Here is an 18810-nt window from a genome sequence, read left to right as displayed (position 1 = left end):
TTCACCGACTGTGGCCCCGGCCACACGGATTTCGTGCCTGGGTACGGCGGGTGAGAGAATCGGGTCATGCGTGCGGTGCTCTTCGACATGGACGGCACGCTGGTCGATTCCGAAAAACTCTGGGATATCTCGCTGGCCGCGCTGTACGAGTACCACGGCGGGCGGCTCACTCCCGAGGTCCGCGCCTCGATGGTGGGCGGTTCCGCCGAGGACACCATCCGCACCGTATACACCGATCTGGGACTCGATCCCGATCCGGCGGCGATGGCGGAGTCCGACCGGTGGCTGCACGAATACACCGCACAGCTCTTCGACGGCGGACTGCCGTGGTGCGCGGGCGCGCGTGAGCTGTTGGAAGCCCTTGCCGCCGAAGCCACTCCGATGGCGCTGGTGACCAACACCCAACGCGCATTGACAAAGCGTGCCTTGAACAGCATTGGCGAACATTATTTTTCGGTGTCGGTATGCGGTGACGAGGTGCCGCGCGGAAAGCCGGCACCCGACGTGTATCAGCGCGCGGCCGCGTTGCTCGGTCGGGACCCGTCGGAATGCCTGGCGATCGAGGATTCGGTGACCGGAACGACGGCCGCCGAGACCGCGGGATGCCCGGTACTGGTGGTACCCAACGACGTTGCTGTGCCGTCGGGCCCGCGGCGTCGGCAGATCTCGTCGCTCACCGAGGTGTCGGTTGCCCAGCTGCGGAGGACGTACACCGAACTGAGTTCACAGTTGGGGGAACGCACCGCCTGACAACGGCATAAGTGATTGAATGTGAAGCCGATCACGCACAGCTGCGGAAGGCGGTCATATGACGCACGGCCCGGTCGGGGATTCAACGGCAGGTCTTGATTACGAGGAGTCCGAGCACAGCGGTCGCGTGGTCCGAATCGCCGCGGTCGCCGCTCTGGGCGGCCTGCTGTTCGGCTACGACAGTGCGGTCATCAACGGCGCGGTGTCGGCCGTCGAACATCACTTCGGCATGAGCAAGCTCGCGTTGGGCATCGCGGTCGCCGCCGCGCTCATCGGCGCGGCGCTCGGCGCGGTTGTCGCGGGGCGGTTGGCGGACAAGATCGGGCGCCTGGCGGTCATGAAACTCGCTGCGGTGCTGTTCCTCATCAGCGCCTTCGGCACCGGTCTGGCGACCGGAGTCTGGGTGTTCGGCCTGTTCCGGGTCATCGGCGGGCTCGGTGTCGGCGTGGCGTCCGTCATCGCCCCCGCGTACATCGCCGAGACGTCCCCGCCGCGGATCCGGGGCAGGCTCGGGTCGCTGCAACAGCTGGCGATCGTGACCGGCATCTTCGTATCGCTGGGTGTGGATGCGCTGCTGGCGCGTCTCGCGGGTGGGGCGCGTGAAGAGCTCTGGCTGGGGCTTGAGGCGTGGCGCTGGATGTTCATCGTGATGGCGGTGCCGGCGATCCTGTACGGCACCCTCGCCTTCACGATTCCCGAATCGCCGCGTTATCTCGTTGCCACCTTCCGCATTCCAGAGGCGCGCAAGGTGCTCACGAAGTTGCTTGGGGAGAAGAACCTCGAGCTGACGATCACGCGCATCCAGGAGTCGCTCAAGTCCGAGAAGCCGCCGTCATGGGCGGATCTGCGCAAGCCGACAGGAGGCATCTACGGAATCGTCTGGGTGGGCGTATTCCTGTCGGTCTTCCAGCAATTCGTCGGTATCAACGTGATCTTCTACTACTCGAACGTGCTGTGGGAGTCCGTCGGCTGGGAGGAGAGCCAGGCGTTCACCATCACCGTGGTCACGTCGGTGACGAACATCGTCACGACGTTGATCGCGATCGCGTTGATCGACAAGATCGGTCGCAAGCCGCTGCTGCTGATCGGTTCGGCGGGTATGGCCGTCACGCTCGGCACGATGGCGGTGATCTTCGGCACGGCGCCGGTGGTCGACGGTCAACCTGATCCGTCGGCCACTGCCGGGGTGATCGCGTTGATCGCCGCCAACCTGTTCGTCGTCGCCTTCGGCATGTCCTGGGGCCCGGTCGTGTGGGTGCTGCTCGGCGAGATGTTCCCCAACCGCATCCGCGGCGCGGCGCTCGGCCTGGCCGCCGCGGCCCAGTGGATCGCCAACTGCGCGATCACCGCATCGTTCCCGGCGCTAGGCGACTTCTCGCTCGGTGTCGCGTACGGCTTCTATGCGATCTGCGCGGTGCTGTCGTTCCTCTTCGTGTGGCGCTGGGTGTCCGAAACCAAGGGCAAACACCTCGAGGACATGGGTACCGACGTGGTGCACCACCAAGCGGGTCCTGTCGGACACTGACCGCCGGCGGGTTAACCCGCGTGACCGCACCACGCGCGGCGTGAAACAATCGCCTGCCGTGAAGACCTTCGACGCCCTGTTCGCCGAATTGAGCGAGCGCGCCCGCACCCGGCCGCCGGGCAGCGGCACCGTGGCCGCCCTGGACGGCGGTGTACATGGGCTCGGCAAGAAGGTCCTGGAAGAGGCCGGCGAGGTATGGCTGGCCGCCGAACACGAGGGCGACGAAGCGCTGGCCGAGGAGATCAGCCAGTTGCTGTACTGGACGCAGGTGCTGATGATCTCCCGCGGACTGACCCTCGATGACGTGTACTCGAAGCTGTGAGCGCCACCCTGCGCGTCGCCGTACCCAACAAGGGGACGCTTTCCGAATCCGCGGCCGAGATCCTGTCGGAGGCCGGTTACCGGCGCCGCACCGATCCCAAGGATCTGACCGTCATCGATCCGGCGAACAACGTCGAGTTCTTCTTCCTTCGGCCGAAGGACATTGCGATCTACGTCGGTTCCGGGCAATTGGACTTCGGCATCACGGGCCGCGATCTGGCGTGGGAATCCGACGCGCCGGTGCGGGAGCGACTCGCCCTCGGCTTCGGGTCGTCGACGTTCCGATACGCCGCACCCGCCGATGCGCAGTGGCGAATCGAGGATCTCGCGGGTAAGCGAATCGCGACGGCGTTTCCCAACCTGGTTCGAAAAGACCTCGCCGCGAGGGGGATTGAGGCGACCGTCATCCGGCTCGACGGCGCCGTGGAGATCTCCGTCCAACTCGGTGTCGCCGATGCGATCGCCGACGTGGTCGGTTCGGGTCGCACTCTGCGGCTGCACAACCTCGCGGCCTTTGGTGAACCTCTCTGTGATTCAGAGGCGGTGCTCATCGAGCGCGCCGACGTCGCCGACGAGTCGCCCGAAACCACGCTTGCCCGCGACCAACTGGCCGCGCGTGTCCAGGGTGTCGTGTTCGGACAGCAATATCTGATGCTCGACTACGACTGTCCGCGCACCGTGCTCGAAGAGGCCAGCGCAGTCACCCCGGGTCTGGAATCGCCCACCATCGCGCCGCTCGCCGATCCGGCGTGGGTGGCGGTGCGGGCGCTGGTACCGCGACGCGACGTCAACGACATCATGGACAAGCTCGCGGCGATCGGCGCCAAGGCGATCCTGGCGTCCGACATCCGCTTCTGCCGCTTCTGATTCGACAGGTCATGCGCAGCTAACCGTGTTAGCGTCCGGGAATCGTCTTCTCCCGGTACGGAGGTTGGCATGACGCAGGTTCTCATCATCGTCCTCGCTCTGCTGATCGGTGTGATCGCCGGGTTGCGGGCGATGACCGCCCCGGCGGTGATCGCTTGGGGGGCCGTGCTGGGTTGGATCGACCTCGACGGCAAGTGGTCGGAATGGGTGGCGCACCCGATCACCGTCACGGTCCTCACGATCTTCCTGCTAGTGGAGCTGGTCACCGACCAACTTCCGAAGACGCCGAGCCGTAAGACGGCACCGCAGTTCATCACCAGGCTCATCATGGGTGGGTTCGCAGGTGCGGTGATCGGCAGCGCGTTCTTCCATACCTTCATCGGACTCGGCGCAGGCATCGTCGGTGCGGTGTTGGGCACATTGGGCGGAGCCGCGGTGAGAACGAAGCTCTATGAAGCCAACAACGGAAAGGACCGGCCGGGCGCCTTCCTCGAAGACGTGGTGGCGGTGGGCGGCGGTTTCCTGATCTCCTTCCTGGTCAGCTTCATCTGAACCGCGTTCCATGAGCGAAAAATTCGACGCCATCATCATCGGCGCCGGCCAAGCGGGGCCGCCGCTCGCGGGCCGGTTGACCGAGGCCGGGCAGACGGTCGCCGTGATCGAACGCAAGCTCGTCGGCGGCACCTGCGTGAACTACGGCTGCATACCCACCAAAACACTGGTTGCCAGTGCGCACGCCGCTCACGTCGCCCGTCGGGGAGCCGAATTCGGCATCGGCGTAGGCGATATCAGCGTCGAGATGGCTGCGGTCAAGGCGCGTAAGGACAAGATCGTGCGCGGCGATCGCGAGGGCGTCGAGTCGTGGCTGGCGGGTATGAACGGCGCGACGTTCATCCGCGGCCACGCCCGCTTCGAGAGTCCGCATACGGTGCGGGTGGACGACCGACTGCTTGAGGCGGACAAGGTCTTCCTCAATGTCGGCGGCCGGGCGGTCGCCCCTGACATGCCTGGGCTTTCCGAGATCGGCTACATGACGAATGTCGGCATCCTCGAACTCGATACGGTGCCTGAACATCTGCTCATCGTCGGCGGCAGCTACATCGCGCTGGAGTTTGCGCAGATGTACCGCCGCTTCGGCGCTCACGTGACGGTGATCGAGAAGGGTCCGCGACTGACCTCCCGCGAGGACGAAGACGTCTCCGCGACCATCAAGGAGATCTTGGAAGCCGAGGGCATCGACGTGGTCGTCGATGCCAACGACATCCGATTCGCCAAGCGCGGCAACGGGTTCGAAGTCGCGCCGCGCGAGGGTGCCCAACCGATCACCGGAACCCATCTGCTGATGGCAGTCGGAAGGCAGCCCAACACCGACGACCTCGGCCTGGAGGCGGCGGGCGTGCAGACCGACCACCGCGGTTACATCGTCGTCGACGACCAGCTGCGCACGAACGTCGACCACATCTGGGCGATGGGGGACTGCAACGGTCGCGGCGCCTTCACCCACACCTCGTACAACGACTTCGAAATCGTCGCGGCCAATCTGCTCGACGATGATCCGCGCCGGGTGAGCGATCGAATCACCACCTACGCGCTCTACATCGACCCGCCGCTGGGGCGTGCCGGAATGACGGTCGACGAGGTGCGCAAGACCGGACGAAAGGCCTTGGTGGGCAAGCGGCCGATGACCCGGGTCGGGCGCGCCGTCGAGAAGGGCGAGACTCAGGGTTTCATGAAGATCGTCGTCGACGCGGAGACCGAGCTGATCCTCGGCGCCGCGATCCTAGGCGTCGGCGGCGATGAGGTAATCCACTCGATCCTCGACATCATGACCGCCAAGAAGCCCTACACCGCGATCTCACGGACCATGCACATCCATCCCACCGTCAGTGAGCTGGTGCCGACGATGCTCCAGGAGCTGAAGCCACTGGACTAGCGGCGCGGCCAACGTTGAGCTGTCGCGTGACGTGTGCGACGCGCCACCCGAGGTGACGACACGTCCGCACATCGGAGGGATGGACCTGATCGGAATTCGCATCGACGTCGGTCTGTGCGCCCGCACCGATGAAGAAGCCCAGGCGGTTGAGGTCGTCCTCGCCGCTGGTCGAACTGTTCCAGCCCGGGGGCAGACCGAGATTGACCCAGTGCATATGGTGCTGGGCCGCGAAAACCGCCAGCGACAGCAGGGTATTCAGTTTGTCGCCGCTCTTGGCGCCGGAGTTGGTGAATCCGGCAGCGACCTTGTCGCGCCAGGTGCCCTCGATGCACCGACGCCCGGTCTGCTCGGCGAACGACTGGAACGCCGCCGACACATTGCCCATGTAGGTCGCGGAGCCGAACACGATGCCGTCGGCGGCGTCGAGTACGTCCCAATCCGTTTCGCCCATCCGGTCGACGGCGATCATCCTGACATCGGCGCCGGCCTCTGCAGCGCCTGCGGCGACGGCAGCGGCGAGGGACGCGGTGTGCCCGAACCCCGAGTGGTACGCGATCGCCAAGCTGGGTGCGGCGATATCGGATCCGTTGTGTTTCATGTGTCTTCGCCTCCCGTGTTGAGTGATGAGATGACCTCGAGGCGGCGTTGCGTCCAATCGGGCAGTTCGTCGCCGGCGAGATAGGCTTCCAAGCGGTCGAGGAAAGCGTGTGTGCCGCCGCGGAATCCGCTGGCGTTGCGCACACCGAGGCCGCGATGGGTGAAGCGCAGCAGGGTGCCGTCGCCGTCGGGGGTGAGCTCGTAGCGTACGACCCCGTCCTCGACGATGGGTTGTTTCCATTCGTGTTCGAGCACATTGGGCGGATCCCAGACCAGGATCCGGCCAGTCATCCGTTTGCGCTCGGGCGGCAGCGGCGGTGCGGTCGCCACCATGTCGATGGTCCCGCCTTCACGACCGTCGATCGTCGTGACGCCGAACCACTGTTCGCGTTCGGCGGGATCGGTGATCGCCGACCAGACCGCCTCGATGGGGAAGGGCAGGCGGCGTTCGAAGGTGAGCACCGCGCGGTCGCCCTCGACCGTGAGTCGTCCTTCGCGAGAAGTCATGGTGTCTCTCTCTTGGCTTCCAGATGACGTTCGAGGGCGTCGAGATGATCGGACCAGTACCGCCGATACCGCTCGATCCACTCGTCGATCGCGACCAGACCGTCGGCGCGCAGCGCATATATCCGGCGCTGGGCATCGGGGCGCACCTCGACCAGGCCGACCTCGCGAAGCACCCGTAGATGGCGCGACACCGTCGGTTGCGTCAGCTGCGGCAGGGTTGCGACGAGTTCGCCGGCCGTGCGCTCACCATCGACCAGGGCGTCGAGCAGTGCGCGGCGACTCGGTTCGGCGACCGCTTCGAACACATCCATACACATCAGTATTGCAGGCTATCTATATAGATACAAGTACATATTCGGCTTCGGCCGGACCCGCGTCGCGGGTTAAGCAGGCGACGGGTCGTCGTTCAGCGCGCTCTGAGCGATCTCAACCACCAGCACCGTGCGCTAATATTCGTACTATGTATAACGGCGGGATCGGTGGTCCGTCCAGTGTCGTCATCGACGCCGATTTGTCACCCGAACAAACCTTGCTCCGCAGTTCGACCGCGCGCTTCATCGAAGACGTGTGTCCGGTGACAACACTGCGGGACAGGGTCGACGCACCGACCGCCTTGCCGCCCGGTTACCTCACGAAGGCGGCCGAGTTGGGCTGGTTCGCGATGCTCGCGCCGGAAGAGTGCGGCGGGGAGTACCTCCGGTCAGGGCCTCGTCGATGCCGCGCTGTTGTCCGAGCTTCGTGGCGCGCGGGTCCAGCCCGGGCCTTTCATATCGATGAACACGGTGGCTTATGCGTTGTCCCGCAACGGATCAGAACGTCACCGCAAAGAAGTGCTACCTGCCATCGTCGCGGGCGAGCACGTTGCGGTGTGGGCGCTGGCCGACCCAGAGGCGGTGTTGGGGGGCAGAGGCGGGGTCACGGCCGAACCAACTGCCGACGGGTACCGTCTGTACGGCGAGAAGACATTCGTCCAGGATGCAGAGATCGCACAATCGTTTCTGCTAGACGTCGTCGTCGACGGCTGGCCGCGTCAGGTCTGCTGGATGCTGATGCTCACGGCGTCTCGGTGTCCCCGAAGAAGTCGCTAGATATATCGATGCGGATGGGGCGACTGGATATTCGTGACGCCCTCATCAGCGAGGATGACTTCGTCGGTACGGCCGACACCACCATCGCAGACCTCGACACCCAGCTCGATATCGCCGCGGTGTTGTGCGCGGCCGAGACAGTGGGTGCGATGAGTCACCTCTTCGAGATGACGGTTCAGTACGCGCGCGACCGTGTGGCGTTCGGTCGTCCGATCGGATCGTTTCAGGCAGTCAAACATCAACTGGCGGATCTGAGTTTGCAGCTGGAACTGAGTCGAGCCGTCACCTCCGCCGCAGCGACCGCGGTGTCGGCTGCGCTCGGCGAGGACAAGCGCGACGGTGCGTCGACGATCGCGAGTGCTGCCAAGGCGTTCGTCGGCGATACCTCCAACTACATCGCGCAGGGCTGTTTTCAAGTGTTCGGGGGTATCGGATTCACCTGGGAACACGATCTGCACCTATATCTACGTCGGGCAAGTGTGAACGAAATTCTCTACGGGACACCGGCTTGGCACCGGGAGCGAATCATCTGCCTGGAGCAACGGGCCGCTAGCGAAAGCCGCTGTGAATTCTGATGAGGGAACGCGATCTCGACACTTACCGCTCGGCCGCAAGGCAGTGGATCGAGTCAAACCTGGAACGGGCGCGTCGGAATGCCGCAGCCGAGCGCGGCGGTGAGAGCGCTGAGGCCGTCGCCGCGTTTCGCGCCTCGCAGAAACGCTTGTACGAAGCCGGCTGGGCAGGAATCGACATACCCATCGAGTACGGCGGCCAGGGTTTGTCCCCAGCTCACGCCGCGGTGTTCGCGGAGGAGGCCCGCGACTACCTGTTACCCGATCTGGGCGTACTCACGCTGGTGACCTTTGGCATCGTCCTGCCGTCGATCCTTGCGACGTGCACAGAAACGTTCAAACAGCGCCATATTCCGCGGATCCTCGCCGGAGAGGAACTGTGGTGCCAGCTGCTTTCCGAACCAGGTGCCGGATCCGACTTGGCCGGCATCCTGACCAAAGCCTCCAAGCACGGGGACCGGTGGATCGTCAATGGCGCCAAGATCTGGAGCAGCGGTGCGATGCACGCCGACTTCGGCGTGTGTATCACGCGCACCGACTGGGACGTCCCCAAACACGACGGCATCACCTGGTTTGCGATGCCACTCAAAGCGCCAGGGGTCAAGGTTCGGCCGATACGCGAGATCAACGGCGGTTGGGAATTCTGCGAAGTATTCATGGACGACGTGATGTTGGACGCCGATGAGATCCTTGGTGAGGTCAACAAGGGGTGGTCGTTCACTCATACGATGCTTGTGTTCGAGCGCGGCGCCCTGCGGGGTGATCGCACGGAGCTGCCCGAGTCGGTCGCGCCGGATCTGGTCGAGTTGGCACGAGCTCGAGGCAGCCTCGGGGACAGTCACGTTCGGCAACTGATCGCGACCGCGCACACACACGACGTGGTACGCGCGGCGCTGACGATTCGAGTCGAGAAGGTGATGCGCGCAGGCGGAGGCGATGGCAATCTCGCGTCATACGTCAAACTGGCCAAGGGTGTGTTCGATCCGCTTCGGGCGAGGATCGGTATGGAGATCGCCGGCGATGCCGCCATCGCCTTCGAGGCGGGGGATCCGGGATTCGCGGCGTCGATGAACTACCTGAATTGTCGAGTCCATTCCATTTCCGGCGGCAGCAATGAAATGCAGCGCAACGGGATAGCCGAACGCGTACTCGGGCTCCCACGCGAAATGAATGTCGAGAAGGGCAAGCCCTTCAGGCAGGTGCTCGAAGACTCGCGGAAGTGGTGACCGAAGCGCGGTGACCATTCTTGTCACGGGAGGAACCAAAGGGATCGGGCGAGCGATCGCTGAACGCTTCGCGGCACCTGGGGTCCGGGTGTTTGTCGGCTACGCATCAGATGACGACGCTGCTCGCCAAACCGCCGCGGCGATCGAGCGCAAAGGTGGCGAACCGTATCTCCTGAAGCACGACGTCGGCGATCCGGAGGAATGCCGACGCCTGGTCGATATAGTCGGCAACCATGCGTCGGTCCTGAACCAACTCGTCCACTGCGCGGTTGCTGCACCGTGGGGCGGATTGCTTGACGTTCCCGATGACGAGGTGATGCGATCAGTTCGAGTAAACGCCCTCGCTGTGCTGGACGTGGTACGGGCAGCGCGACCGCTGCTCACGAGAGGATCGGTGATCGCCGCTATCTCCAGTCGCGGTTCGTCGATGGTGGTCCCGGGGTACGGCCCGGTGGCCATCGCCAAAGCACTGATGGAAGCCAGCATGCGCTACCTTGCCGTCGAGCTCGGACCCGCCGGCATCCGAACACACGTTGTAGAGGTGACGGCCGTACTGACGGACACCTATCGGGCGATCGTGCCCGACGCCGAGCGCAAGATCGCGCAGATCGGCGTGAACTCCCCGGCCGGCCGGCCTGTCACCGCAGACGACGTGGCGGACGCGCTCGAGTGGCTGGCATCAGATGGCGCGCAGATGATCAGCGGTCGCACCATCGTGCTCGACGGCGCCGCCAACCTCAGAGTGTGACGAATACCGCAAGATGCACTGGTGAAGACGCCGCCCAGCGTGTTACCTTAGCCTAACCTTGCCGCCTTGAGGTCGGAGCGCTGAAGTGTATGTCTGTCTCTGTACCGGTGTTTGCAGCGAAGTCGTTCGCGCCGCGATCGCGGGCGGCGCTGCCACCACCAAAGAGGTCAGTGCCGTGTGCGGTGCCGGCGGTGAGTGCGGCCGCTGCCGAATGACGGTCCGGGCGATGATCGAAGCGCATTTCAGTCAGACGCATTGCCAAGAAGACAGCGCGCGATTCAAGCTGCCCTCTACCGTGGCGGTCTGAGTCCACCCAACCAGGCTGCGGGTTAGTCGCGCCGGGCTTCAATGAGCTCGGCGAGACGCCGTTTGTCGACCTTGGTCGACGGTGTCATCGGAACTTCGTCGCGCGACTCGAGGAACACGATCACTCTCGGCACCTTGTAGGGCGAGAGACGTTCGCGCAGCATCGCTCTGATGTTGTCCGCAGTGATGCTCGCATCAGAAGACATGAGGTTTCGCTGCGGCGCGCAACTACCGACTCACGCAGTGGACTGGTCAGAAAGGGCCTTCTGAGCATGAAGTTCATCGACGGCTGGTCGAACATGCCGATGCTCACCGAAGACGAGCTCGTCAATGAGTTCGCCGACGAGGTCCTGAACAGCAACGTCAACAAATGGTTCAAGACGAGCGGAGAGTCGCGGGGGCCGGGCACCAGCGCGGCGGAATTAGTGACGATGATGGACGCGGCCGGTATCGAGAAGACGATCATCTCGGCCTTGCACAGTTGGTCGCACCCCGACACCCGCCCGCGGGGCGTGTTCCAGGCCACCGCCGGACAGCCCGACGACATCTTCGATGCCTTCCTGGAACAGATGGCTACGGCCACAACCGAACACAAAGGCCGTCTGTACGGCAGCGCGTTGATCGATCCGATGGGCGGGCTACGGGCGTATCGACAACTCGATCGTGCCGTCAAAGATTACGGGTGCGTCGCGATCCGCGTCATGGCCGCGATGTTCGGCGAGCCCTACGACCACCCGCTTTACTACCCGATCTATGCCAAGTGCGCCGAGCTTGGTGTTCCGATCACCATGAACCTCGGTTTCCCGGGCCCCATGCGCAGTGCGAAGTTGCAGCACCCTGCGCTTCTCGACGACATCCTGCTCGCCTTCCCTGAATTGACGGTGGTCGGAACTCACATCGGGCACCCGTGGCACCTGGAAACCCTTGCGCTGCTGCAGAAACACCCGAACTTCTATTTGATGACATCAGGGTGGTCCCCGAAGTACATCCCGACAGAGATCGTCCACTTCATGAACACTCGCGGCAAGCGGCAGGTGATGTGGGCGTCGGACTTTCCCTTGTTGAGCTTGGATCGCGCAACCGGCGATGCGCTCGAACTACCCCTGAAAGACGATGCGATGCAGGCCTATTGCCACGACAACTGTCTCGAAGTGTTCGATCTGAGCTAGCGCCGCCGCATCACGAGCAGCGTCTGCGCCGAGGTGCCGATGAACCCGCGACGGTCGAAGAGTTCGGCGGTGGTGACGCCGATTCCGTCGGGCCCGATCGAGGCGCGCGAGCGGAGCGCGAAATCGGTACCCTCTGGCAGCCGATGCAGGTGCACCGCGGTGTCGGTGTTCATGAAGATGAACTGCTCGGGATCCAGCGCTGCGCCTGCACCGTTCGCCGAATCCACCACCATTGCCAGCCGCTGCAGAGCGCTCGTCGGTTCCGAATCCACCAGCGGCACAAGGGGGTCGAGCCAGACCACGTGCCCGGTCTCGCCGGCGTCGGGCTGGCGGCGCCAGCTGACCGTCTCCAGATAGCCCCTCGCGCCCGCCCAGCCGTGCGGTGTCGACACCGCCTCACCCTCGATGAGTGGGGGATATCGGTCGGTCGCCACATCGGAGGTGTCGCTGGTGGCCAATAGCCACGCAGTGACTCGCGCGACCGCGCGCTCGGTGCCGTCCTCGCGCTCCGCCGACATCTCGGCCGCCCACAAGGAGATTCGTGCACCCGGTCGTTGTACCCAGCTGCGCACCCGCACACGGGTCACCGGGATGGCGCCGAGAACATCCAGCGTCATCCTGGCGATGCGCAGCCCGGAGTCCGCGGTCGCTTCCTCGATCAGCTTGGTCATCAACGCGAGAGGAGGGGAGCCGTGCTGTATTTCGGGATCCCAGTTACTGCGCGTTCCGTCGGTGGAATCGAAGATCTGCGAATCGCCGTCGATGCCGATTCGTCGGTAGTAACAGTCGATCACGCAGCCGTCTCCGAGGCGCGCATTACGACGTCGTCCTCCGCGCCGGAGCCCTCGTCGGGAACGGTCGGCCAACCCGGGTAGGGCGGTGGTGTGCCGCCGAACACGGGACAATGCGCGTGATGTGCGCACCAGTCGCACATCCGTGACGGGTTCGGCCGGAAATCGCCTGTGGCACCGGCGGATTGGATGGCGGTCCAGATCGCCATCAGCGTCTTCTCGAAGCGCACCAACTCATCGAGATCGGGGGTGTAATCCAGCACCTGGCCGTCTTCGAGATACAGCAACCGCAGCCGTGCGGGCAGCACGCCGCGCGACCGCAGCAGCGCGACGGCATAGAACTTCATCTGGAACATCGCCTTGAACTCGGCCAGCGCCCGCGCCTCCGGCGGCGCCTTACCGGTCTTGTAGTCGACGATCCGCAGCTCCCCGGTCGGGGCGACGTCGATCCGGTCGACGTAGCCGCGCAGCAGGGTGCCGTCCTCGAGCTCCACCTCGACGCGCTGCTCACAGCCCTGTGGGTCGAAGCGGGTGGGATCCTCCAGGCGGTAGTAACCCGACAGCAGCGCGCGTGCCTCGTCGAGCAGTACGGCCCGCAGCTCCGGTGCGAAGGCGTCGGCGAGATCGGGCTGTGCCGCCACCAGCCGCTGCCACGCCGGATCGACCAGCGCCATCGCGGTGGCGCGCCCGCGCTGGGCCGCGGGCAGCGCGTACAGCTGCTCCAACGCGGCGTGCACGACGGACCCGCGCACCTGGGCCGACGACGACGGTTCGGGCAACCGGTCGATCGCGCGGAACCGATAGAGCAGCGGGCACTGCTTGAAGTCGGCGGCCCGGGACGGCGACAGCGCTGGACGCCGGACGGCGGCGGGATCCGGCGTATCTGTCACGGTCTCAGCGTATGGCGACACCCCGACAAATTTTGGCAACCCCGCGCACCCGTCGCGGCGCGTTGACTGGCAGGCTGAACTGCTGTGAACAGGACCGGACCCTTCGCCATCGGTGATCGAGTGCAGCTCACCGACGCGAAGGGCAGGCACTACACGATGGTGTTGACCCCCGGCGGGGAGTTCCACACACACCGCGGAGTCATCGCCCTCGACTCCGTGATCGGGCTGCCCGAGGGCAGCGTGGTCAAGTCCACCAACGGCGACCAGTTCCTGGTGCTGCGCCCGCTGCTGGTCGACTACGTGATGTCGATGCCCCGCGGCGCACAGGTCGTCTACCCGAAGGACGCCGCCCAGATCGTCCACGAGGGCGACATCTTCCCCGGAGCACGCGTGCTCGAGGCCGGCGCCGGCTCGGGTGCGCTCACGTGCTCGCTGCTTCGCGCCGTCGGACCCGAGGGGCACGTCACCTCCTACGAGGTGCGCGAGGACCACGGTGAGCACGCAGTGCGCAACGTCACGACGTTCTTCGGCGAGCACCCGGCCAACTGGGAGCTGGTGATCGCGGACCTCAGCGACTATTCGGGACCGGAAGTGGACCGGGTGGTGCTCGACATGCTGGCGCCGTGGGAGGTGCTGGAGTCGGTCGCCGACGCGCTTGTCCCAGGCGGCGTGCTAATGATCTATGTCGCGACGGTGACGCAGCTGTCCCGGACGGTCGAGGCGTTGCGCGAACAGAAATGCTGGACCGAGCCCAGGGCGTGGGAGAGCCTGCAGCGCGGGTGGCACGTCGTCGGGCTTGCGGTGCGTCCACAACACACGATGCGCGGCCATACGGCATTTCTGATCAACGTGCGCAAATTGGCGCCGGGCGCCGTTGCGCCAATGCCGTTGCGCCGCAAGCGTCAACTCGGCGGGAGCATCTAATCGTCGGTGCTGCGCCGCACACCGCGCCGCACGGACAACAGCTCCACATCGGGGCGCGACGCCACCAGCCGCTCGGCGGCGTCGAGCACATCCACCAGATGTCCGTGGTCGGCCGCCACCACCGCCATGCCGATGACCGCACGCCGGTACAGATCCTGAGACCCGGTCTCGGCCGCCGACACCGTGAAGCGGCGCTGCAGTTCAGCGATCAGGGGGCGGACGATCGAGCGCTTCTGCTTGAGCGAACGCACGTCCCCGAGCAGCAAGTCGAATTCGAGCCAGCCGATCCACATCCGAGGAATCGCGGTCAGCGCGGGGGTTCCGCGGGTGCGGGCGGTGCAGGCGAAGCCGAACTGCGGCTCGGCGCAGGGGAGTTCTCACCCAGCAGCTCGTCGGCAGTGCGACGCGCCAGCTGCCAGGAGCCGTCGGCCAGGGTGAACTCCATCGGATACGTGAAGTCGCCGGCCTGGGGGTTCTCGGTCTTGAGCGTCACCAGCGCCGACACCCTGTCCGTCGACCCCTGGACCCACCGCAGATCCCTGGCCTCGAAGCTCACCGGGTCGTAGCCCGCCTGGCGCAGCGCGACACCGAACTTGTCCATCGCGGCGGCGTCGGTCGGTGCGGCGTCTTCGATCAGCGCGGTCTTCTCCGCCCCGGGGACGGCGGAATCGGCGATCCGGTTCAAGACGTCGGACAGCGCCGTCGGCGGGGGAAGGGGCGCCACAGGTGCGACCGGCGCCGGCGCGGGCACGACGGGCGGCGGAGCTTCGGCCACCGTTTCAGACGCGAGGTCAGACGCCAGGTCAGACGGTGCGGGCTTCTCGTTGCGGTCGGCACCACATGCGCAAAGCCCGAACGTCGCCGCGATCGCGACGGCGCTCAGGATTGCGGCACTTCGGTGCCCGGACTGCTTAGCCGACAGCAGACATCAACGCCATGAGCGACTGCTTGGACATCTGCCAGCCGGTGGGGCTGGGGCCGGGCACGAACGCGATGTTCTGGCTCGCGACCCCACCGTTGGCGGCGGTTGCGGTGACGTCGGCGGTCACCACGGGACCGTTCTGGTCGATGTTCGCGAGGGTGAACGACAGCGGGAACTTCCCCTCGGCCTGTGCCTCGCGCAGCTTCGTGTCGGCGACGCGGCCTTCGATGCGGCCGATGCCACCCTGGATGTACGGCGCCTTTCCTGCGGACAGACCCGGGCCACCGAGCGCCTGAAGCGTCGCGAGCAGTGGGCCCTCCAGATCGGGTGCGGGCGTCTCGGGCATCGGAATGTCCCAGGAGACCGGCGCAACGCGCGGCGAGTTCATCACATCTGGGGATGCAATGGACGTCACACCCACCGCGGCTCCGGCGATCACCGCGGCGGCTGCCGTGCCGCTAACGAGGGCTTTCAGGGTCACGATTGTCCTTTCGATAGGCCCAACTAAGGAATGAGGCTAACAAGTGCTGCTGGTGTGTCGAATTCCTAGAGCGCACACAATGGCTGAATCGCCGGTAGCGTTGAAGGTGTTACTGCACCAACATTCGGTGCGGGGAGGAGCGCACAATGAGCGAGTCCGAGCGTTCTGAAGGGTTTGGTACACCCCGCGAGTCCGGCATGTCCAGCGACGATGCCGCAGAACTCGAAGAGTTGCGCCGTGAGGCGGCCATGTTGCGTGAGCAGCTGGAGAGTGCCGTAGGGCCGCAGAGCGGTCTGCGCAGCGCGCGCGATGTCCACCAGCTCGAGGCCAGGATCGATTCGCTCGCGGCCCGAAACGCCAAACTGATGGAAACCCTCAAGGAGGCGCGGCAGCAGTTGCTCGCACTGCGTGAGGAGGTCGACCGACTCGGTCAGCCGCCAAGTGGATACGGCGTGCTGCTGTCAGTTCAGGACGACGAGACCGTCGACGTGTTCACCTCCGGGCGCAAGATGCGGCTGACGTGCTCGCCGAACATCGACACCAAGACTCTCAAACAGGGCCAGACGGTCCGGCTCAACGAGGCGCTGACCGTGGTCGAGGCGGGTCACTTCGAGGCCGTCGGTGAGATCAGCACGCTGCGCGAGATCCTTGCCGACGGGCACCGCGCGCTGGTGGTGGGGCACGCCGACGAGGAGCGCATCGTCTGGTTGGCCGAGCCCCTGGTGGCGGCGGAGGGCCTGTCGGACGACGAGACCGGCGACGGCAGCGACGAGCGTCCGCGCAAGCTGCGTCCTGGTGACTCGCTGCTAGTCGACACCAAGGCCGGGTACGCGTTTGAGCGCATCCCGAAGGCCGAGGTCGAGGATCTGGTCCTCGAGGAGGTCCCCGATGTCAGCTACAACGACATCGGCGGCCTCGGCCGGCAGATCGAACAGATCCGCGACGCGGTCGAGCTGCCGTTCCTGCACAAGGAGCTCTACCGGGAGTACTCGCTGCGTCCGCCCAAGGGCGTGCTGCTGTACGGCCCGCCCGGCTGCGGCAAGACGCTGATCGCCAAGGCTGTCGCCAACTCGTTGGCGAAGAAGATGGCCGAGGTCCGCGGCGACGATGCCCGCGAGGCCAAGAGCTACTTCCTCAACATCAAGGGCCCGGAGCTGCTGAACAAGTTCGTCGGCGAGACCGAACGTCACATCCGGCTGATCTTCCAGCGGGCGCGTGAGAAGGCGTCCGAGGGCACCCCGGTGATCGTGTTCTTCGACGAGATGGACTCGATCTTCCGCACCCGCGGTACGGGCGTCAGCTCCGATGTGGAGACGACGGTGGTCCCGCAGCTGCTGAGCGAGATCGACGGTGTCGAGGGTCTGGAGAACGTCATCGTGATCGGCGCCTCCAACCGCGAGGACATGATCGACCCGGCGATCCTGCGGCCCGGCCGGCTGGACGTCAAGATCAAGATCGAGCGTCCGGATGCCGAGGCGGCAATGGACATCTTCAGCAAGTATCTGGTCGAGGATCTGCCGGTGCACGCCGACGATCTTGCCGAGTTCGGCGGCGACCGGGCGGCCTGCCTGAAGGCGATGATCGAGAAGGTCGTCGACCGGATGTACGCCGAGATCGATGACAACCGGTTCCTGGAGGTCACCTACGCCAACGGTGACAAGGAAGTCATGTACTTCAAGGACTTCAACTCCGGCGCCATGATCCAGAACGTCGTCGACCGCGCGAAGAAGAACGCGATCAAGTCGGTGTTGGAAACGGGGCAGCCTGGTCTTCGCATCCAGCATCTGCTCGACTCGATCGTCGACGAGTTCGCCGAGAACGAGGACCTGCCCAACACCACGAATCCCGATGACTGGGCACGGATCTCGGGCAAGAAGGGCGAGCGGATCGTCTACATCCGCACGCTGGTCACCGGCAAGTCGTCGAGCGCCTCACGCGCGATCGACACCGAGTCGAATCTGGGCCAGTACCTGTAAGGGGAACCGGCCCAGATCGAGTCGGCTCAGCAGAGGTTGTTGGCCGCCGCTTCGTAGAACGTCTTCGCGTCCTTCGGTTCCACACCGTCAGTCGTGTTGTCTGAGATCGTCTGCAACGTCTCGGACTCGGGCACACCGTTGGCGATGTCGCTGCAGATCTGGTTACCCAGTGCCACCGCGGCATCGACGGGTCCGTCCCAGCCGTTGTTGGCAAGGTCGACGATGAAACTGTCCTGATCTGCGTAGGCCGGTGCCGCGACAGCGAGGCCCAGTGCCAACGTCGCGAACGAAGCCACCACGAGCTTCTTCATGGTTGTAAATCCCTTCACCCTTGGTTGCGCACCGTTTGCCGAGGCCTGGGCGTGGTCACGAGACCACTCGGGACGTTGCTTGGCGCAGTCTAGAGCAGCGAGTTTTCATCCGCACCCCGAATCAGCGCCGACGTCAATTTCTCGGCATGTGGCGGTTGAGCTGGGCAAACACCCCAGCAAACTTGCCGACCGGTTCGACGCGCTGCGAAAGAACCCGCAATTTGCGCACGCCCGCGGGCTGTGAGGACATAATTTCGCGGTATGCCGCAAGACCCTGGAAACGACGTCACCCTGAGCGGTGACGTATTCGGAAAGCGCTACGGCGAAGTACTTCTGGTCCGGCCCGGGGAATCGGGACCCGAGGCGACCGTGTACAACACGTTTCCACTCAACAACTGTCCGGCCGAACTGTGGGACAAGCTCGATGCGCAGGCCATCGCCACGGAGAACAACGCGGTGGCCGCTCTGCTCAACGGGCCGCGGTACTGGTTGATGAGTGCTATCGGTAAGCGTGACCGAGAGGACTTGGAGCACAAGACTTTCGGTGGTCTGGAGATGATTCGGCAGGCGACGGTGAAACTGTCCTCGATGAATCCGGCGCCATACCAGCCGAACCGGGTGGACCGTAAGGCGCTCTTCGTCTTCGACGCCGGCCGCGAAATCTATGAACTCATCGACCCGGATGGCAGGCGTTGGGTCATGCAGACATACAGCCAGATCGTCGATCCGACGTTGTCGCTGGCCGACCTTCCAGGCCTCGCGGGCCGCCTCTCGCTGCCGCCGGGCTGGCGGTACGAAGCGCGCACGCCGACCGAGACGCTGCGTGTCGACACCACCGGCCGGGATGCCAGCGTGACCCAGGACGATCTGAAGAACAGCTACTCACTGCAGTCGTCCCAGTAACGA

At 65.0% G+C, this 18810-nt stretch carries 25 protein-coding genes and 1 pseudogene; 16 read left to right on the top strand and 10 right to left on the bottom strand.

Annotation, left to right across the window (positions count from 1 at the left end; genetic code table 11):
* Positions 1-66 precede the first annotated feature (66 nt).
* From G6N43_RS17895 to G6N43_RS17870, 6 genes are all read left to right on the top strand, one after another.
* Entirely contained in the window at positions 67-750 is a 684-nt protein-coding gene (locus tag G6N43_RS17895) for an HAD family hydrolase (RefSeq protein ID WP_083151137.1), read from the top strand.
* A gap of 58 nt (positions 751-808) precedes the next feature.
* Positions 809-2275, top strand: a complete 1467-nt coding sequence (locus tag G6N43_RS17890; RefSeq protein ID WP_083151139.1) for a sugar porter family MFS transporter — start codon at positions 809-811, stop codon at positions 2273-2275.
* A gap of 40 nt (positions 2276-2315) precedes the next feature.
* A complete protein-coding gene (locus G6N43_RS17885) occupies positions 2316-2597 on the top strand; it encodes a phosphoribosyl-ATP diphosphatase (RefSeq protein WP_083151141.1) in 282 nt (93 codons plus the stop codon).
* Between the two features lie 8 nt (positions 2598-2605).
* Positions 2606-3463: an ATP phosphoribosyltransferase gene (gene hisG / locus G6N43_RS17880; protein WP_083151495.1), complete on the top strand. Its 858-nt coding sequence runs from the start codon at positions 2606-2608 to the stop codon at positions 3461-3463.
* Between the two features lie 69 nt (positions 3464-3532).
* Entirely contained in the window at positions 3533-4015 is a 483-nt protein-coding gene (locus tag G6N43_RS17875) for a DUF4126 family protein (RefSeq protein ID WP_083151144.1), read from the top strand.
* A 10-nt stretch (positions 4016-4025) separates the two neighbouring features.
* Positions 4026-5396: an FAD-containing oxidoreductase gene (locus tag G6N43_RS17870; protein WP_083151147.1), complete on the top strand. Its 1371-nt coding sequence runs from the start codon at positions 4026-4028 to the stop codon at positions 5394-5396.
* On the opposite strand, the gene G6N43_RS17865 is transcribed toward G6N43_RS17870, so the two are convergent.
* Genes G6N43_RS17865 through G6N43_RS17855 form a run of 3 tightly spaced genes read right to left on the bottom strand, consistent with a single transcriptional unit; the run spans position 5347 to position 6811 of the window.
* Positions 5347-5994 carry a flavodoxin family protein gene (locus G6N43_RS17865; RefSeq protein ID WP_179967885.1) on the bottom strand — a complete coding sequence of 216 codons (648 nt, stop codon included), beginning with the start codon at positions 5992-5994 and terminating at the stop codon, positions 5347-5349. The two genes, G6N43_RS17870 and G6N43_RS17865, sit on opposite strands and share 50 nt — an antisense overlap.
* The gene (locus tag G6N43_RS17860; RefSeq protein ID WP_083151150.1) at positions 5991-6500 is read right to left on the bottom strand and encodes an SRPBCC family protein; all 510 of its coding nucleotides are present in this window, start codon (positions 6498-6500) and stop codon (positions 5991-5993) included. Before G6N43_RS17860 ends, G6N43_RS17865 begins: the two co-directional genes overlap by 4 nt.
* The gene (locus G6N43_RS17855; protein ID WP_083151153.1) at positions 6497-6811 is read right to left on the bottom strand and encodes an ArsR/SmtB family transcription factor; all 315 of its coding nucleotides are present in this window, start codon (positions 6809-6811) and stop codon (positions 6497-6499) included. Before G6N43_RS17855 ends, G6N43_RS17860 begins: the two co-directional genes overlap by 4 nt.
* A gap of 149 nt (positions 6812-6960) precedes the next feature.
* On the opposite strand from G6N43_RS17855, the pseudogene G6N43_RS31085 reads away from it, so the two are divergent.
* The 6 genes and pseudogenes from G6N43_RS31085 to G6N43_RS17835 all read left to right on the top strand — a co-directional run.
* A pseudogene (locus G6N43_RS31085) lies at positions 6961-7197 on the top strand (acyl-CoA dehydrogenase family protein); the annotation flags it as partial.
* A 76-nt stretch (positions 7198-7273) separates the two neighbouring features.
* Entirely contained in the window at positions 7274-7588 is a 315-nt protein-coding gene (locus G6N43_RS30695) for an acyl-CoA dehydrogenase family protein (RefSeq protein ID WP_244960501.1), read from the top strand.
* Positions 7589-7602: 14 nt separating this feature from the next.
* A complete protein-coding gene (locus tag G6N43_RS30690; protein ID WP_207569314.1) occupies positions 7603-8163 on the top strand; it encodes an acyl-CoA dehydrogenase family protein in 561 nt (186 codons plus the stop codon).
* On the top strand, positions 8163-9386 hold the full coding sequence (locus G6N43_RS17845) for an acyl-CoA dehydrogenase family protein (protein WP_083151155.1): 1224 nt from the start codon (positions 8163-8165) through the stop codon (positions 9384-9386). The genes G6N43_RS30690 and G6N43_RS17845 overlap by 1 nt, the downstream gene beginning before the upstream one ends.
* Before the next feature lie 10 nt (positions 9387-9396).
* Positions 9397-10134: an SDR family oxidoreductase gene (locus tag G6N43_RS17840; RefSeq protein ID WP_163658143.1), complete on the top strand. Its 738-nt coding sequence runs from the start codon at positions 9397-9399 to the stop codon at positions 10132-10134.
* A gap of 85 nt (positions 10135-10219) precedes the next feature.
* A complete protein-coding gene (locus G6N43_RS17835; protein WP_083151161.1) occupies positions 10220-10441 on the top strand; it encodes a (2Fe-2S)-binding protein in 222 nt (73 codons plus the stop codon).
* A 22-nt stretch (positions 10442-10463) separates the two neighbouring features.
* Here the strand turns inward: G6N43_RS17835 and G6N43_RS17830 are convergent, their stop codons facing one another.
* The gene (locus G6N43_RS17830; protein WP_083151164.1) at positions 10464-10646 is read right to left on the bottom strand and encodes a hypothetical protein; all 183 of its coding nucleotides are present in this window, start codon (positions 10644-10646) and stop codon (positions 10464-10466) included.
* Between the two features lie 66 nt (positions 10647-10712).
* On the opposite strand from G6N43_RS17830, the gene G6N43_RS17825 reads away from it, so the two are divergent.
* Positions 10713-11609 (top strand): amidohydrolase family protein, encoded by an 897-nt coding sequence (locus G6N43_RS17825; RefSeq protein WP_083151167.1) that lies wholly within the window; start codon positions 10713-10715, stop codon positions 11607-11609.
* Here the strand turns inward: G6N43_RS17825 and G6N43_RS17820 are convergent.
* Entirely contained in the window at positions 11606-12403 is a 798-nt protein-coding gene (locus G6N43_RS17820; RefSeq protein WP_083151170.1) for a thioesterase family protein, read from the bottom strand. The genes G6N43_RS17825 and G6N43_RS17820 overlap by 4 nt on opposite strands.
* A complete protein-coding gene (locus G6N43_RS17815) occupies positions 12400-13290 on the bottom strand; it encodes a RecB family exonuclease (protein WP_083151506.1) in 891 nt (296 codons plus the stop codon). The genes G6N43_RS17820 and G6N43_RS17815 overlap by 4 nt, the downstream gene beginning before the upstream one ends.
* A gap of 84 nt (positions 13291-13374) precedes the next feature.
* Between G6N43_RS17815 and G6N43_RS17810 the strand changes: the two genes are divergently transcribed.
* Positions 13375-14214, top strand: coding sequence for a tRNA (adenine-N1)-methyltransferase (locus tag G6N43_RS17810; protein WP_179967884.1), 840 nt, complete (start codon positions 13375-13377; stop codon positions 14212-14214).
* Here the strand turns inward: G6N43_RS17810 and G6N43_RS17805 are convergent.
* The 3 genes from G6N43_RS17805 to G6N43_RS17795 all read right to left on the bottom strand — a co-directional run bounded on the left by G6N43_RS17805 (position 14211) and on the right by G6N43_RS17795 (position 15617).
* Positions 14211-14507 (bottom strand): DUF503 domain-containing protein, encoded by a 297-nt coding sequence (locus tag G6N43_RS17805; protein ID WP_083151173.1) that lies wholly within the window; start codon positions 14505-14507, stop codon positions 14211-14213. The two genes, G6N43_RS17810 and G6N43_RS17805, sit on opposite strands and share 4 nt — an antisense overlap.
* A 14-nt stretch (positions 14508-14521) precedes the next feature.
* Entirely contained in the window at positions 14522-14989 is a 468-nt protein-coding gene (locus G6N43_RS17800) for a lipoprotein LppK (RefSeq protein WP_234810082.1), read from the bottom strand.
* A 136-nt stretch (positions 14990-15125) separates the two neighbouring features.
* Positions 15126-15617, bottom strand: a complete 492-nt coding sequence (locus G6N43_RS17795; protein WP_083151179.1) for an MTB12 family secreted protein — start codon at positions 15615-15617, stop codon at positions 15126-15128.
* Between the two features lie 146 nt (positions 15618-15763).
* On the opposite strand from G6N43_RS17795, the gene arc reads away from it, so the two are divergent.
* On the top strand, positions 15764-17593 hold the full coding sequence (gene arc, locus G6N43_RS17790) for a proteasome ATPase (protein WP_083151182.1): 1830 nt from the start codon (positions 15764-15766) through the stop codon (positions 17591-17593).
* A gap of 26 nt (positions 17594-17619) precedes the next feature.
* Here arc and G6N43_RS17785 read toward each other — a convergent pair whose 3' ends face one another.
* Entirely contained in the window at positions 17620-17904 is a 285-nt protein-coding gene (locus G6N43_RS17785; protein ID WP_083151185.1) for a DUF732 domain-containing protein, read from the bottom strand.
* A gap of 261 nt (positions 17905-18165) precedes the next feature.
* Here G6N43_RS17785 and G6N43_RS17780 point away from each other — a divergent pair, with 261 nt between their 5' ends.
* On the top strand, positions 18166-18807 hold the full coding sequence (locus G6N43_RS17780; RefSeq protein ID WP_083151188.1) for a hypothetical protein: 642 nt from the start codon (positions 18166-18168) through the stop codon (positions 18805-18807).
* The last annotated feature ends 3 nt before the right edge of the window (positions 18808-18810 follow it).

It is taken from the genome of Mycolicibacterium moriokaense (assembly GCF_010726085.1).
GTDB classification, from domain to species: Bacteria; Actinomycetota; Actinomycetes; order Mycobacteriales; family Mycobacteriaceae; genus Mycobacterium; species Mycobacterium moriokaense.
Note: the sequence above shows the minus strand (reverse complement) of the source record. Positions and strands in the feature narration are given on the sequence as shown.